This is a genomic window from Streptomyces sp. AM8-1-1, from assembly GCF_032229325.1.
In the GTDB taxonomy this organism is placed as follows: domain Bacteria; phylum Actinomycetota; class Actinomycetes; order Streptomycetales; family Streptomycetaceae; genus Streptomyces; species Streptomyces achmelvichensis.
This window is the reverse complement of sequence record NZ_CP135086.1, coordinates 5,493,433-5,507,183: the sequence shown is the minus strand read 5'-3', so window position 1 is coordinate 5,507,183 and position 13,751 is coordinate 5,493,433. Positions and strand designations below refer to the sequence as shown.

The window sequence follows — 13,751 nt, the reverse complement described above, 5'->3', positions numbered from 1 at the left end:
AACTGCCTGGTGTCCGCGGGGAGTCGACGGAGCGGTGATCATGCCGTGCGGAGATGTGCGCCGGTCGGACGCCCGCAGGCGGACCGGGTCCGGGGGAAACGCGAAATCCCGCCCTCGGACGAGGACGGGATCCGGATTGTGGAGCTAAGGAGAATTGAACTCCTGACCTCCTGCATGCCATGCAGGCGCTCTACCAACTGAGCTATAGCCCCGCGTGTTCTTCGCGCTCCGCGCTGCGAACAAGAAGAACTTTAGCCTGCGACCTGCCGGAAAGTGAAATCCGGGGGCCGCGGGCCCAGAGGCCCGGTCGTGGCCACGACGGACCCGTCCGCGAGGGGCCTCTCGTCGTCGCGGGGCCCCCTTCGCGACGGGTCAGTCGTCGTCGCCGAGGACCGGCTCGGGGAGGGTGCCGGCGTTGTGCTCCAGCAGCCGCCAGCCGCGCGCGCCCTCGCCGACCACCGACCAGCAGCAGTTGGAGAGGCCGCCGAGGCTCTCCCAGTGGTGCGACTCCAGGCCCAGCAGCCGGCCGATCGTCGTGCGGATCGTGCCGCCGTGGCTGACGACGACCAGGGTGCCGTTCTCCGGGAGCTTCTCCGCGTGGTGAAGGACCACGGGAGCGGCGCGGTCGGCCACCTCGGACTCCAGCTCGCCGCCACCGCGGCGCACGGGCTCGCCGCGCTTCCAGGCCGCGTACTGCTCGCCGTGCTGCGCGACGATCTCCTCGTGGGTGAGCCCCTGCCAGACACCCGCGTAGGTCTCCCGCAGAGCGGCGTCGTAGGAGATGTCGAGAGCGGTGATCTCGGCCAGCTCGGCAGCCGTCGCGGCGGCGCGCTGGAGGTCCGAGGCGATGATCGCGTCGGGCTTCAGCGAGGCCAGCAGCCGGGCGGCCCGGCGCGCCTGGGCGACACCGTCCTCGGTCAGCTCGATGTCCGTGGTGCCCTGGAAGCGGCGCTCCAGGTTCCACGCGGTCTGGCCGTGCCGCCACAGGACGACACGGCGACCTGTGGCGCGCTTGCGGGGATCCGTGCCGTTCAGCTCAGCTCACCTTCCGGGTCGCCGGTGAGCCGGGCGTGCTCGTCGGCCTTGCCGCGGGTCTTCAGCGCGTCATCAGGCAGCGGCAGCTCGGGGCAGTCCTTCCACAGGCGCTCCAGGGCGTAGAAGACACGCTCCTCGCTGTGCTGGACGTGCACCACGATGTCGATGTAGTCGAGAAGGATCCAGCGGGCGTCGCGGTCCCCCTCACGACGGACCGGCTTCGCTCCGAGCTCCTTGTTCAGCCGCTCCTCGATCTCGTCGACGATCGACTTGACCTGGCGGTCGTTGGGCGCGGACGCGAGCAGGAAGGCGTCGGTGATCGACAGCACGTCGCTGACGTCGTAGGCGATGATGTCGTGCGCGAGCCGGTCGGCCGCCGCCTGGGCGGCGAGGCTGACGAGCTCGATGGAGCGGTCCGTGGCGGTCACAAGCAGGCTTTCGTCGGCGGTCTGATACCTCACAAGGGTCTCACGGACCGCCGACAGCCCACGCCGTGATCATTCACGTCGTGATCATCGCGTCACCCCGGGCGCCCCAAGGCGGTCCGGGCCCCGCTCCGGCCGAGCGCGCGTCAGTCCTTCCCGAAGTCCTGGCCGAGGACGACGGTCACATCGGCGTTCGCCGTGGCTGCACCCTTCTTCACCGAGCTCTCCGGCAGTCCGAGCGTCTTGGCGACCTCGACGGCCTTGGCCTTCTGCGCCGCGTCCGCGTAGGTGACCGCCGAGGTGGACTCGGTGTCCGCCTTGCCGCTGTCGAGTACCGAGTAGCCGCCGTTGACCAGGGAGATCCGGGCGGTCTCGGTGGCCGAGGTGTCCCCTGTGCCGTTCTTGATGCCGACCCGTACGGCCGCGTCCTTGTCGGGCGCGGTCACCGAGCCGCCCAGGATGTCCTTGACGACGCTGCTGGAGGCCTGCTGCGTGAGCGTGCCGTCCTCCTGGACCGGCAGCAGGGCGGTCTTGTAGTCGCCGCCCTTGGCGCGCTCGGCGAGCTTGGCGAGCGAGGCGCCGAGGTCCTTCTCGGTCAGCGAGGGGTCGAGGATCTGCGCCAGCGTCTCCACCGTGACGGTCGCGGAGCCCGGCTCGTCGGGGAACTTCTTCAGTACTGCCTGCATGACCTGGCCGAAGCGCTGCAACTGCTTGGCCTCGGCCTCGCCGGGTGCCAGGTAGGTGGCGTAGGCGACGGCCGCCCGCCCGTTCAGGGTCTGGTTCTCACCCTTCTTCACGAGCGGCGCCTCGCCCTTCTTGGCGCCGGGCACCTGCGCGTCGGTGGTCAGGTCGATCGTGCCGACCAGCTCCACCAGATTCTCGAGATACGGGGTGTCGAGGCGCCAGGTGCCGGTGATCTTCGCGCCGAGGAGGGAGCCGACGGCGTCGCGGGTGCCCGTCGAGCCGTCGTCCTCCACGGACTTGCCGAGCGTGGTGGTGGTCCCGTCGTCGTTGCCGACCGAGAGGGAGTTGGGGAGGAGGACGGTGGTGCCCTGCTTGGTCGTGACGTTGTCGACGAGGAGGGCCGTCGATGTGCCCTGCTTCTTGGTGTTGTGCAGATGCACCACGATCACGTCGCGCTTCTGCGGGCCGGCGGCGGCGGTGTTGGCCTTGTCGCCGTCCGAGAGTCCGGGGATCTTGCCCGCGTACCAGAGGTAGCCGACTCCGCCCACGACGACGAGAGCGAGAGCGACGACGAGTCCGACGACGCGGTTGCGGCCGCGGCGCTTGGCCTCCTCGCGCCGCTCGGAGCGGCTCTCGGTGAACTTCAGCCAGTCGATGACATCTTCGGAGTCCTCGTCGGGCTCCTCGATGAAGGAGAACTGCTCGGTGCGGTAGTCCCGGTCGTCGTCGGGCCGGCGCTGGCCGGGCACACCCGGCTCGGGCGCCGCCTCGGGCTCCGGCGCGGTCCTGGCGGGCGGCTCGGGGGACGGCTGCTGCTGCGGAACGGTCCACTGCTGCGTGGTGTCGACGGCCGCGGGCTGCTGCCCCGTGTCGTAGCCGTATCCGTATCCGTCGTATCCGTACCCCTGCCCGGCCCGGTTCTGCTGCTGGGGTGCCTGGGCATAGGGGTCGTACGACTGGGGCTGTGCGGTGCCCTGCTGCTGGTACTCCGCGTACGGGTCGTACCCGTACCCCTGCTCGCCGCCCTGCTGCTGAGGGTGCTGCTGGGAGGACTGTTGCTGAGTGTGCTGCGGCTGCTGCTGCGTGTAAGGGTCGTACTGCTGGGGCTGCTGGTAGACCGGCTGCCCGTACTCGTCGTAGCCGATGATCTGCGGCTGCTGGTAGTACGGGTCGTAAGGATTCTGCTGGTCGTTCACCGGTGCCCCTCTCCGTGGCTCATTCGCCGCGGTACAACTGGCGCTTGTCGATGTAGCGCACCACGCCGTCCGGCACCAGGTACCAGACCGGATCGCCCTTCACGACTCTCGCCCGGCAGTCGGTCGAGGAAATCGCCAGCGCCGGGATCTCCACCAGGGAGACCCCGCCCTCGGGCAGCCCGTCGTCCGTCAGATCGTGCCCCGGCCGGGTCACTCCGATGAAATGGGCGAGCGAGAACAGCTCGGAGGCGTCGCGCCACCCGAGGATCTGGGAGAGGGCGTCGGCGCCGGTGATGAAGAACAGATCCGCGTCGGCGTTGAGATTGCTCAGATCCCGCAGGGTGTCGATCGTGTACGTCGGCCCCGGCCGGTCGATGTCGATCCGGCTCACGGAGAACTGCGGGTTGGACGCCGTGGCGATGACGGTCATGAGGTAGCGGTCCTCGGGCGGGGACACCACCTTGTGACCCTTCTGCCACGGCTGTCCGGTCGGCACGAAGACGACTTCGTCCAGATGGAACAGGGAGGCCACTTCACTGGCGGCCACCAGGTGTCCGTGGTGGATCGGGTCGAAGGTCCCGCCCATGACGCCGAGTCGACGCCTGCCGGAACCGGAGCCCGTAGCCACTTCCTGCTCTCCCATGCGTGCAGAGCCTACTGGCACCTCCGGCCGGCCAGGCCTCAGCGGTCGCGGTTGAAGCGGGTGGTGATCCACAGCAGCAGAAGCAGCGCGAGGAAGGCGCCGCCACCGGTGAGGTACGGGCTGAGGCTCTGGTGGTTGCCGCTGTGCTCGGCGCCCTCGGCGAGAGTGACCAGGTTGGCGGCGGTGCTGGCGAGGCTCATCTTCAGCAGGACCCTTATCGATCGGGAGTCGGAGCTCGGGATTCGGAAGAAACAGGGGAACAGCGGGGACGTCGGAAACAGAGCGAAGAGACTTCGGGCACATCGTATGCGGGCCACCCGGGCACGCTCACGCCGACTCAGTCGTTGTCGCTGTCGTCGGCGCCGTTTCCGCGGTAGCCGCGCAACAGGAACCAGGCGAGCAGTGCGCCTCCGACGATCAACGTGATCAGGGCCACGCGCAGGGTGTTGCCCAGTCCCTGCTGCCCGGCCGCTGCGGCGAGCAGTGCGGCGGTGTCCGGCATGTCGGGTGCACTCCTGACTCCGAAGTTATCCACAGCCCCCGGCACACGGTAGTCCCAGCACCTACGCTGGGGTCCGTCAGGGGGACGAGCGAGCGATTCGTATCGCGGACCATCAGGTCAACAGGGGGCTTGAATGACCGAAAGCAATCACGAGAACGTGCCGAGCCGGCAGCGCAAGCGCTTCCCGGGCATCTCTTCTCGGGCGTACGAACATCCCGCGGACCGCTCCGCGCTGGTCGCCCTGCGCAAGCTGAGCGGCTTCGACACCGTGTTCAAGGCATTGAGCGGGCTTCTGCCGGAGCGCAGCCTGCGGCTGCTGTTCCTCTCCGACTCGGTGCGGGTGAGCGACGCCCAGTTCGCGCACCTCAACACCATGCTGCGGGACGCCTGCTACATCCTGGACCTGGAGAAGGTCCCGGCGATGTATGTGGCGCAGGATCCGAAGCCCAATGCCATGTGCATCGGCCTGGACGAGCCGATCATCGTGGTGACCACCGGTCTGGTGGAGCTGCTGGACGAGGAGGAGATGCGGGCGGTCGTGGGCCACGAGGTGGGTCATGCCCTCTCCGGCCACTCCGTGTACCGCACGATCCTGCTGTTCCTCACGGGCCTGGCACTGAAGGTCGCGTGGATCCCGCTGGGCAATGTGGCGATCATGGCGATCGTGACCGCGCTGCGCGAGTGGTTCCGCAAGTCGGAGCTCTCCGCCGACCGGGCCGGTCTGCTCGTCGGTCAGGACCTTCAGGCGTCGATGCGCGGCCTGATGAAGATCGCCGGCGGCAATCACCTGCACGAGATGAACGTCGACGCGTTCCTCCAGCAGGCCGAGGAGTACGAGGCGGGCGGCGACCTGCGCGACTCCGTGCTGAAGATCCTGAATGTGCTGCCCCGGTCGCACCCCTTCACCACGGTCCGCGCGGCCGAGCTGAAGAAGTGGGCCGAGAGCCGCGACTACCAGCGGATCATGGACGGCCACTACCCGCGGCGCGACGAGGACAAGGACACCTCGGTCACCGACTCGTTCCGCGAGTCCGCTTCGCACTACGCGGACACGGTGCGCACCAGCAAGGATCCGCTGATGAAGCTGGTCGGCGACATAGCCGGCGGCGCGGGCGACCTGGGCGGGAAGCTCCGCGACAAGTTCACCGGGGCGAACGGCTCGGGCGGCGGCTCGGGTTCGAGCGACACCAAGGGAACCGGCGCCGAGGCCTGACGCCGGAGTCGGCCGCGCGGGGGCGACGGGGACGGGGACGGGCGGGAGCCGGACCCGGAGCGGGGACAGGCGTCCGGACCTGTCGCCGCGACGGGGCCCGCGCCCGGACCGGCCTCGGAGTCGGTACCTGAGCGGAGGCGGCCCCGGAGAGCGGCGCCTGGAGCCGAGTCGGCCCCCGGGGCCCGCGCCCAGACCGGCCCCCCTCGGAGTCCGTACCTGAGCCGAGTCGGCCCCGGAGAGCAGGTACCTGGAGCCGGTGCCCGGAGCCGGACGTCCATCGGGCGGCCGCCGGGCCCTTCGAACGCCAACCGTGCGGGTCGTCAGCCGCCGTGCCCTTGGTGCGTCCATCGGGCGGCTGTCGGCCGCCGGCCCCTCACTACCCGGAGGGCTGCCGGCTCCTCAGGGGCTCGGCAGGGCGCTCGGCGACAGGGAGCCGCACAGGGCCGCCGTGGTCTGGCCCGTCGCGTACGGGTCCGTGCCCGCCGGGGCGCCCGCGCCGGCCCGCTGTCCGGCGAGCAGCGGCCGCAGCGTGCCGGAGGCATCGTCCGAGCAGGCCTGCGGTCCCGCCTGGACGGAGCTGACCATCAGCTCCGTGCGGTGCTGACGCAGGTCGTCACGGTCGAAGCGCAAGCGCAGCTCGCGGCGGACGGTGAACAGCGAGGCCTCGCCGGCCTTCGCGCCGTTCGCCACCGCCGGGCGCAGCGCGTAGGCGAAGGTGTGGTCCGACGTCACCTCCAGGGCGGCGGGTCCCACCTCGGCTATCCGCAGGGTGCCCCGGACCCGCACCTCGGGGTCGGCCAGGGCCACCTTCGCCGGATCGAAGCGCACCAGCCAGCCGGTGGCGGCGTGGTGGCCGTCGGCGACCGGTGTGGACATGCTCCGGTCGAACTGCATCTGCTGGTCGGGGTCGAGCAGCAGCCGCACCGGCCGCACCGCGCCGCCCGTCAGGACGTCGGGATCCAGCGAGGACTGCACCAGGTAGTCCTTGGCGATGGTCAGTGCGGTCATGACCTGGCTCTCCGAGAAGTTTCTGGTGGGCCTGGCTCCCGGGAAGCTGATGCCGGACGCGCCGACGCGGAAGTGCGCTGCGGGGCTCCGGGCGAAGAGCTGCGCGGCGTCGCCCCCGGGGACGGGCCCCTGGGGCGCGAGCGGGATGACGGTGATGCGCAAGGGCTCGGCCTGCTTCGTCGCAGGCGTTTGGTACGGGTGCCGCACGCCCAGGTAGACGGCGGTGCCGAAGGCGATGGCGACCAGAAGGAGGAGCACCAGGAACTGCTTGGAGCCGCTCCTGCGGGACCAGCCGGGGAGGCTGCGCACAGCGCGTGCGTGATCGGCCATCCGCTCCTGCGCGGAGTACTCCTGAAGCCGCGCAGCTCGTACGAACGATTCGTCGAAGACGACGGACCGGTACTCGTCCTCTCCACCGCCGGGGAGCCCCTCGGGTGTCCCCTCGGGCGGGTCTCCGCGACCAGCCATACTTTCAGGGTAGGTCTGCCGGGCCGTCAGTAAACGCGCTGCCGCTCGACAAACTCTGACGAGTTCTCACTCAGCCGTTCAGGTGACCACCCCGGGTGATCAGCGGCAGGTCAGGGGGTGCGGGGATAGGCGGACACCGCGGGCGCCGAATACTCGGCGGAGGCGGAGGGGCCGCCGACGCGGTCGCCGACGGAGCCGTTCGACGGGGTCGTGTCGACGCCGGTCGTGGCGGGCGGGGGCACCTGGTCCTGGCGGTTGCCCGAGGCGCCCCGGTAGACGGCCGTGAAGGCGAGGGCGACCATCCCTATGCCCATCAGCAGCGCGAGGAGCCAGGCGACCGGACGGTGCCAGCGGGCGCTGCCCCGGTAGGGGCGCAGAGCCCCTCCGTGTCTGCCGTAGGGGCCGGCTTCCTCGTCGAAGTCCCGGGCGTCGCCGTCGTCGTAGCCGTACTCACGGCTGTAGGGGCTGTACCCGTCGTCGTAGAACTCCTCGTCGGGGTGGCCCATCCCCGATCCGGCGCGGGCCGCCTCTGCCTCGGCACGGGCCTGGGCGGCGGCGAGCAACCGCTCGACGGCGGTCGGTTCATGGATCTCGGCGGCCCTGACGAAGTCCTCGTCGAACACCACGGAGGCGAAGTCCTCGTCCGCGCCTCCGCGGTCGTCGTCGGGCTCCCAGCCGTCCGGGAACGGCCTGCCCCCCACGTCGTCCGGCACGGAATCAGAGTAGACCTGGCCGGTCGGTTTGGGCAGTCGGAAAGGGAAGGTTCCCCGCGGCGTTGACGCAGCGCACGGCCCGCGAGGGATGGCCCTCTGACTACCGTGTGTGACCGTCTCCGGTGACGATGTACTTGGTCGAGGTCAGCTCCGGAAGCCCCATCGGGCCGCGGGCGTGCAGCTTCTGGGTGGAGATGCCGATCTCGGCGCCGAAGCCGAACTGGCCACCGTCCGTGAATCGGGTGGACGCGTTCACGGCGACCGTGGTCGAGTCGACCAACTGGGTGAACCGGCGCGCGGCCGCCTGCGAGGTGGTCACGATCGCCTCGGTGTGCCCGGAGGACCACAGCCGGATGTGCCCCACGGCCGCGTCCAGGGAGTCGACGACCGCCGCCGCGATGTCGTACGAGAGGTACTCGGTCTCCCAGTCCTCCGTCGTCGCGGGCACGACCTTGGCCTTGGTGACGTCGGCGTACTCCAGCACCCGGTCATCTCCGTGCACGGTCACCCCCGCGTCGGCCAGCGCGTCCAGCGCGCGGGGCAGGAAGGCCTCCGCGATGTCCTGGTGGACGAGGAGGGTCTCGGCGGCGTTGCAGACGCTCGGCCGCTGCGCCTTGGAGTTGATGAGGATGTCGACGGCCATGTCGAGGTCGGTCTCGGCGTCCACGTACACATGGCAGTTGCCGGTTCCGGTCTCGATGACGGGGACCGTGGACTCCTCGACGACGGTACGGATCAGACCGGCGCCCCCGCGCGGGATCAGCACGTCCACCAGACCGCGGGCCCGCATCAACTCCGTGACGGAGTCGCGTGATTCGCCGGGCACGAGCTGCACCGCGTCGGCGGGCAGCCCCGAGCCGCCGACCGCGTCGCGCAGGACGCGCACCAGCGCGGTGTTGGAGGAAATGGCCGAGGACGAGCCCCGCAGCAGGACGGCGTTGCCGGACTTGAGGCACAGGGCTGCGGCGTCCACGGTGACGTTCGGCCTGGCCTCGTAGATGATCCCGACGACCCCCAGGGGGACGCGGACCTGACGCAGGTCGATGCCGTTCGGCAGGGTCGAGCCGCGGACCACCTCGCCGACGGGGTCGGGCAGCGCCGCGACATCGCGTACGTCGGCGGCGATCGCGCGCACCCGCTCGGGTGTGAGGGTGAGCCGGTCGATGACCGACTCGGCGGTGCCGGCCTCGCGGGCACGGGCGACGTCCTCGGCGTTGGCCTCGACGATCTCGGCCGTCCTCACCTCGAGGGCGTCGGCGATCGCCAGCAGCGCGTCGTCCTTCGCCGAACGCGGCAGCGGGGCGAGGTCGGCGGCGGCGCCGCGTGCGCGGTAGGCGGCCTTGGCGACCGGGGAGAGGTTGTCGTACGGCGAGAGCGGCGAGGACGTCGTCATACCCGCAGGGTAGTGCGCCCGCCGCCGCCGTCCGGCACGTATTCCGCACTGCGAGACAGAACGCCCGAAACCCCGTACGGCCCGGCACGGAGCGACGGCCCGGCACGGAGCGCGGCCACGGGGCCTGCCGTACCCGGGGCCTGCTGGGCCGGAGCAGCGAGCCGGGCCCGGAGCCGGCCGTACCTCGCAGGGTCCCGCCTCGCAGGATGCCGGTCTCTGGATCCCGGCACGCACCGCCGCGCGGCCGGGCAGGCACCGCAGCCCCGTACGCACCGCAGCCCCGCACTCGCGACCCCGCATGCCCCGAACCGTCGTACTCCGCCCTGACCGGCACGGCCCGGAAAGGCTCAGAAGGGATGGACCCCCACCGGGGCCGCCGGTGGCGGGCCGTAGCCCTCGGCGATCCGCTGGTGGTAGGTCTGGCGGTCGATGACCTCCAGGCCGACGATCTCCCACGGTGGCAGCCTGGCGCTCGACCGGTGCTCGCCCCACAGCCGCAGCGCCACCGCGGCGGCGTCGTGCAGGTCCCGCGCCTCCTCCCAGTAGCGGATCTCGGCGTGGTCGTTGGCATAGCGGCTGGTCAGCAGGAACGGATGGTCGTGCGCGAGCTGCTCGAGACCGCGTCTGACCTCCTTCAGCGGGGCTTCCGCACCGGAGACGCTGAGGGTGATGTGCCACAGCTTCGACTGCTCGCGGTCCTCGACACGGGAGTCCGACTCCGCCTGCGGGCCTGCGGACAGCTCCGCCGTCTCCTCGGCGTCGTCGAAGTCGGCGCCCGCCTCGACGCTGGTCAGGGTCCGTTCCTCGCCCACAGCCCTACGGGCATGGGGGACGCCCCCGGCCCCTCGGGGCACATCCCCTGGGCGCGCTCGTCTCACCGGCGGCCTCCTGTTGCCTGTGTCGTCCTGCGGTACCCCGCCATTCCCCCGCAACAAAGTTGACCAGTCCTGGGCGGAACGTGGGGCGCTTTTGGTGAAGGTCTCTGCCGGATGGCTGGACTTTCAGCCGTTTCAGGGGTGCAGCACGACCAGATCGTCCCTGTGTACGACTTCTCTCTCGTATGCCGGGCCGAGCTCTTTGGCGAGTTCGCGGGTGGACCGGCCGAGGAGCTGGGGGATCTCCTTGGCGTCGAAGTTGACCAGTCCGCGGGCCACGGCACGGCCGTCGCCGTCCCGCAGTTCGACCGGGTCCCCGGCGCTGAACTCGCCCTCGACCGCGGCGATTCCGGCCGGCAGGAGGGACTTCCTGCCGTGCACGACGGCCGTGACCGCGCCGTCGTCCAGGATCAGGGCGCCCTGCGGGGTGGAGGCGTGGGCGAGCCAGAGCAGCCGGTCGGCCGAGCGTCGCCCGGTGCTGTGGAAGTACGTCCCGGTGCCGCGGCCCGCGAGGGCGTCCGCGGCCCGGACGGCGGATGTGAGGACGACGGGGACGCCCGCCGCGGCGGCGATCCTCGCCGCCTCGACCTTGGTGACCATGCCGCCGGTGCCGACCCCGGCCTTGCCGGCCGAGCCGATCTGGACGTGCTCGATGTCGGCGGGGCCGTGCACCTCGTCGATGCGCGCGGTGCCGGGCCGGGAGGGGTCTCCGTCGTAGAGACCGTCGACGTCCGACAGGAGCACGAGCAGGTCGGCCCGGACGAGATGGGCGACGAGGGCGGCGAGACGGTCGTTGTCGCCGAAGCGGATCTCGTCGGTGGCGACGGTGTCGTTCTCGTTGACCACCGGGACGGCGCCCATGGCGAGGAGCTGGTCCAGGGTGCGGTAGGCGTTGCGGTAGTGGGCGCGCCGGCTGGTGTCGTCGCTGGTGAGGAGCACCTGCCCGACGCGTACGCCGTAGCGCGCGAACGAGGCCGTGTAGCGGGCGACCAGCAGTCCCTGACCGACGCTGGCGGCCGCCTGCTGGCGCGCCAGGTCCTTGGGCCGGCGGGCGAGACCCAGGGGCGCGAGGCCGGCGGCGATGGCACCGGAGGAGACCAGCACGATCTCCTTCTCGCCGGCGCCGCGGACCGTGGCGAGCACGTCGACGAGCGCGTCGACACGGTCGGCGTCCAGTCCGCCGGACGCGGTGGTCAGCGAGGACGAACCGACCTTGACGACGATTCTGCGGGCCTGCGTTACCTGTTGTCTTGCCACTGTCACACGCCGAATCTATGTCAGGCCGTGCGGCGGGTGCCTGTCCATTTCACCCGCTGGACAGGCGCCGGGACCGCCGGTGGGCCGGTGAACGCGCGGAGCCCGTACGGCGTGGTGCCGTACGGGCTCCGTGGACGGATCGTGCGTGGCGTCAGCGCGCCACGGACGCCTCGGACGCCTCGGTGTCGACGGACTCGCTGTCGGAGTCCGACTCACGGTCGAGTTCGCCCAGCAGCTGTCCCCCGATGCGCTGCTCGACCCCGAGGTTGCGCGCCTCCGCGCCTGCCTGGAGCGTGCGCAGCGCGGAGTTGAACCGCTGCATGGAGGTGGGGTGGTCGGGGCCGAGGAGGTACTCCTTCAGCTCCTGACGGGCACCCGCCAGCAGGTCGAACTCGGGGGACGTGACGGCGTCCAGGAGTTCGTTGAGCTCCTCCGCGCTGTTGGAGAGGATCACGGCGGCCCGGGCGGCGGTGTTCTGCCGCTTGAACTCGTCGATGCCCAGCGCGGCGGAGTCGGTGACGGCGTACGGCTTGCCGCTCGCCATGAAGTCCGAGACCACGCTGGAGATGTCGGAGACCATCGCGTCGGCCTCGTTGAAGCAGTCGTACAGCTTCGGCTCGGAGCCGGTGACGACCCGGTGCTCCCACCAGCCGAACGAGCGCCAGTAGGCGTCGTTCCACTCGGCGCGCAGCCGCTTGATCTCTTCGAGGCGTACGGGGTCGGCGAGCGAGACCCGGGACACCTCCGACTCGTCCCCGCCGGCCCGGCCGGGCTTGGCGAGGCTGTTCAACTCGGCGGCGACGCGGGTCAGCTCGGCCTGGGCCGCGGCGTGCTCCGACGCAGCGGCGGCGCCCTGTGCCGTCCAGCGGGGGTCGGTGGCGCGCTCGACGGCGGCGGCCCGCACCATCGCGGTGATCCGCTCGTGGACGGCCCTGGCCTTCTTGTTGCGGATGCCGGTGAAGGGGTGCGGCTTGTAGACGACGCGTACCGGCTTCTCGGCCTCCAGCAGGCGGCGGACGATGTTCTCGCCGGCGAGCAGCAGGGAGGTGTTGCCGGGGTTGTCGTCCCAGCCCTCCCAGGTCGGGGCGTACAGAACGGTCGGGATGGGGTTCCTGGCCGCGCCGGTCCAGCTCTGGATGGGGGCCAGCTGCGGGCGCCCGACCTCGACGATGTCCTCGTCACGCACCCCGACGTCGGCGAGTGCGTAGCGGTCGCGGCCCGCGCGGCCGGCCGTCCAGACCTCGTCGTACACCTTGCTGAACGGGTTGACGCTGGCCAGCTTGTCGCTGTCGCCGTGCCCGATGAAGACGTGCTTCATGGTGGGGACGCGCAGCAGGTGGATGTTCTTGCCGACGTTGGCCGGGTAGAGCGCGACGCGGACCGTGGAGAGGTCCAGGTTCATCAGGTGCGTGCCGCCGGGGACGCAGATGACCGGGACGGCGGTCACGTTGAGCTTGGAGACCAGGCTGCGCTCGCGCATGAGGATCAGCGGCCGGCCGTCGACCTGCTCCATCGTGTCCAGCCACATGTTGATCTGGTACGCGGACTCGTCCGAGCCGGAGAAGTACAGGACGACCGTGGGGCGGTACTCCAGCAGCCAGGCGCTCACGGCCTTGAGCACGGCGGCGGCGCCCGGAACCCGGCGGTGACGGCGCAGATAGGGCGCCAGCGCGGCGGTGTAGAGGACCCCGAGGAGGAGGGTCGCTGCGACGCCCGCGTAACCGATGGCGTCCTTGCCGGACACGGCCGCGATCAGCACACCGGCCATGGCGGGGATGTCGAGGTGGAGCATCTTCTCGCCGGAGCGGCGCAGGAGCGCCTTCGGCGGGGCGTCCGGGATGCGTACGGTGCCGAGGTCCACGTTGCGCGTGACGACCGGCATGGTGCGGCGCAGGCGGATCAGGGTCGCGAGAGCTCCGTGCGGCGCCTGGAGGCCGTAGAAGATGAGGAAGCCGGCGATGGCGGTGTAGAAGAGCGGGGTCTCCGCGAGGCCCTCACGAGCCAGCAGCAGGACCAGCAGCAACTGGCGCAGCAGGAAGCGGATCGGCAGACCGACCCGGACCTTGCTGAGTCGGTTGACCAGGTAGCTGCCCTTCTGGTGCAGATACCAGTCCGCCGCGTAGGTCACGGCACCCGAGACCGCGAAGAGCCAGATGCTCGGGACGAGGGCCGCGAGCATGACGCACGGATAGCCGAGTCCCATCAGAGCTGCCGCGGCCAGCTCTGACCTGCTGCCCACGCGTGCCAGACGAATGGCGGTCGAAATCACGAAGAACCTGCTCCAAGGGGTGCCGGTTGATCCTTTTTGCGGGAATTGTGAAGTCACAGCTTCACGAAGT

The 13,751-nt window shown here is 70.7% G+C and carries 13 protein-coding genes and 1 tRNA gene; 1 reads left to right on the top strand and 13 read right to left on the bottom strand.

The window, feature by feature from the left end:
- Window positions 1–139: 139 nt before the first annotated feature.
- The 7 genes from RPQ07_RS24700 to RPQ07_RS24670 form a co-directional block, all read right to left on the bottom strand.
- Window positions 140–212: transfer RNA gene (locus RPQ07_RS24700), tRNA-Ala, on the bottom strand.
- 160 nt (window positions 213–372) lie between these two features.
- Window positions 373–1,035, bottom strand: a complete 663-nt coding sequence (locus RPQ07_RS24695) for a histidine phosphatase family protein (protein ID WP_313949016.1) — start codon at window positions 1,033–1,035, stop codon at window positions 373–375.
- Window positions 1,032–1,463 (bottom strand): ribosome silencing factor, encoded by a 432-nt coding sequence (gene rsfS, locus RPQ07_RS24690; protein ID WP_313946364.1) that lies wholly within the window; start codon window positions 1,461–1,463, stop codon window positions 1,032–1,034. Before rsfS ends, RPQ07_RS24695 begins: the two co-directional genes overlap by 4 nt.
- 143 nt (window positions 1,464–1,606) lie before the next feature.
- On the bottom strand, window positions 1,607–3,340 hold the full coding sequence (locus RPQ07_RS24685) for an LCP family protein (RefSeq protein ID WP_313946363.1): 1,734 nt from the start codon (window positions 3,338–3,340) through the stop codon (window positions 1,607–1,609).
- A gap of 19 nt (window positions 3,341–3,359) precedes the next feature.
- The gene (gene nadD / locus RPQ07_RS24680) at window positions 3,360–3,983 is read right to left on the bottom strand and encodes a nicotinate-nucleotide adenylyltransferase (protein ID WP_313946362.1); all 624 of its coding nucleotides are present in this window, start codon (window positions 3,981–3,983) and stop codon (window positions 3,360–3,362) included.
- Window positions 3,984–4,021: 38 nt separating this feature from the next.
- Window positions 4,022–4,183, bottom strand: coding sequence for a hypothetical protein (locus RPQ07_RS24675; protein WP_313946361.1), 162 nt, complete (start codon window positions 4,181–4,183; stop codon window positions 4,022–4,024).
- Window positions 4,184–4,320: 137 nt separating this feature from the next.
- Complete coding sequence (locus RPQ07_RS24670) at window positions 4,321–4,485, bottom strand: hypothetical protein (protein ID WP_313946360.1); 165 nt, start codon at window positions 4,483–4,485, stop codon at window positions 4,321–4,323.
- Between the two features lie 133 nt (window positions 4,486–4,618).
- Between RPQ07_RS24670 and RPQ07_RS24665 the strand changes: the two genes are divergently transcribed.
- Window positions 4,619–5,698 (top strand): M48 family metallopeptidase, encoded by a 1,080-nt coding sequence (locus tag RPQ07_RS24665; RefSeq protein WP_313946359.1) that lies wholly within the window; start codon window positions 4,619–4,621, stop codon window positions 5,696–5,698.
- 399 nt (window positions 5,699–6,097) lie between these two features.
- Here the strand turns inward: RPQ07_RS24665 and RPQ07_RS24660 are convergent, their stop codons facing one another.
- The 6 genes from RPQ07_RS24660 to RPQ07_RS24635 form a co-directional block, all read right to left on the bottom strand.
- Window positions 6,098–7,174 (bottom strand): hypothetical protein, encoded by a 1,077-nt coding sequence (locus RPQ07_RS24660; protein ID WP_313946358.1) that lies wholly within the window; start codon window positions 7,172–7,174, stop codon window positions 6,098–6,100.
- Between the two features lie 110 nt (window positions 7,175–7,284).
- Window positions 7,285–7,887: a hypothetical protein gene (locus tag RPQ07_RS24655; protein WP_313946357.1), complete on the bottom strand. Its 603-nt coding sequence runs from the start codon at window positions 7,885–7,887 to the stop codon at window positions 7,285–7,287.
- A 100-nt stretch (window positions 7,888–7,987) separates the two neighbouring features.
- On the bottom strand, window positions 7,988–9,280 hold the full coding sequence (locus RPQ07_RS24650; RefSeq protein ID WP_313946356.1) for a glutamate-5-semialdehyde dehydrogenase: 1,293 nt from the start codon (window positions 9,278–9,280) through the stop codon (window positions 7,988–7,990).
- A 347-nt stretch (window positions 9,281–9,627) separates the two neighbouring features.
- On the bottom strand, window positions 9,628–10,158 hold the full coding sequence (locus tag RPQ07_RS24645; RefSeq protein ID WP_313946355.1) for a hypothetical protein: 531 nt from the start codon (window positions 10,156–10,158) through the stop codon (window positions 9,628–9,630).
- Between the two features lie 132 nt (window positions 10,159–10,290).
- The gene (gene proB, locus RPQ07_RS24640) at window positions 10,291–11,418 is read right to left on the bottom strand and encodes a glutamate 5-kinase (protein ID WP_313946354.1); all 1,128 of its coding nucleotides are present in this window, start codon (window positions 11,416–11,418) and stop codon (window positions 10,291–10,293) included.
- A gap of 145 nt (window positions 11,419–11,563) precedes the next feature.
- On the bottom strand, window positions 11,564–13,681 hold the full coding sequence (locus RPQ07_RS24635) for a hypothetical protein (protein ID WP_313946353.1): 2,118 nt from the start codon (window positions 13,679–13,681) through the stop codon (window positions 11,564–11,566).
- Window positions 13,682–13,751: the final 70 nt, after the last annotated feature.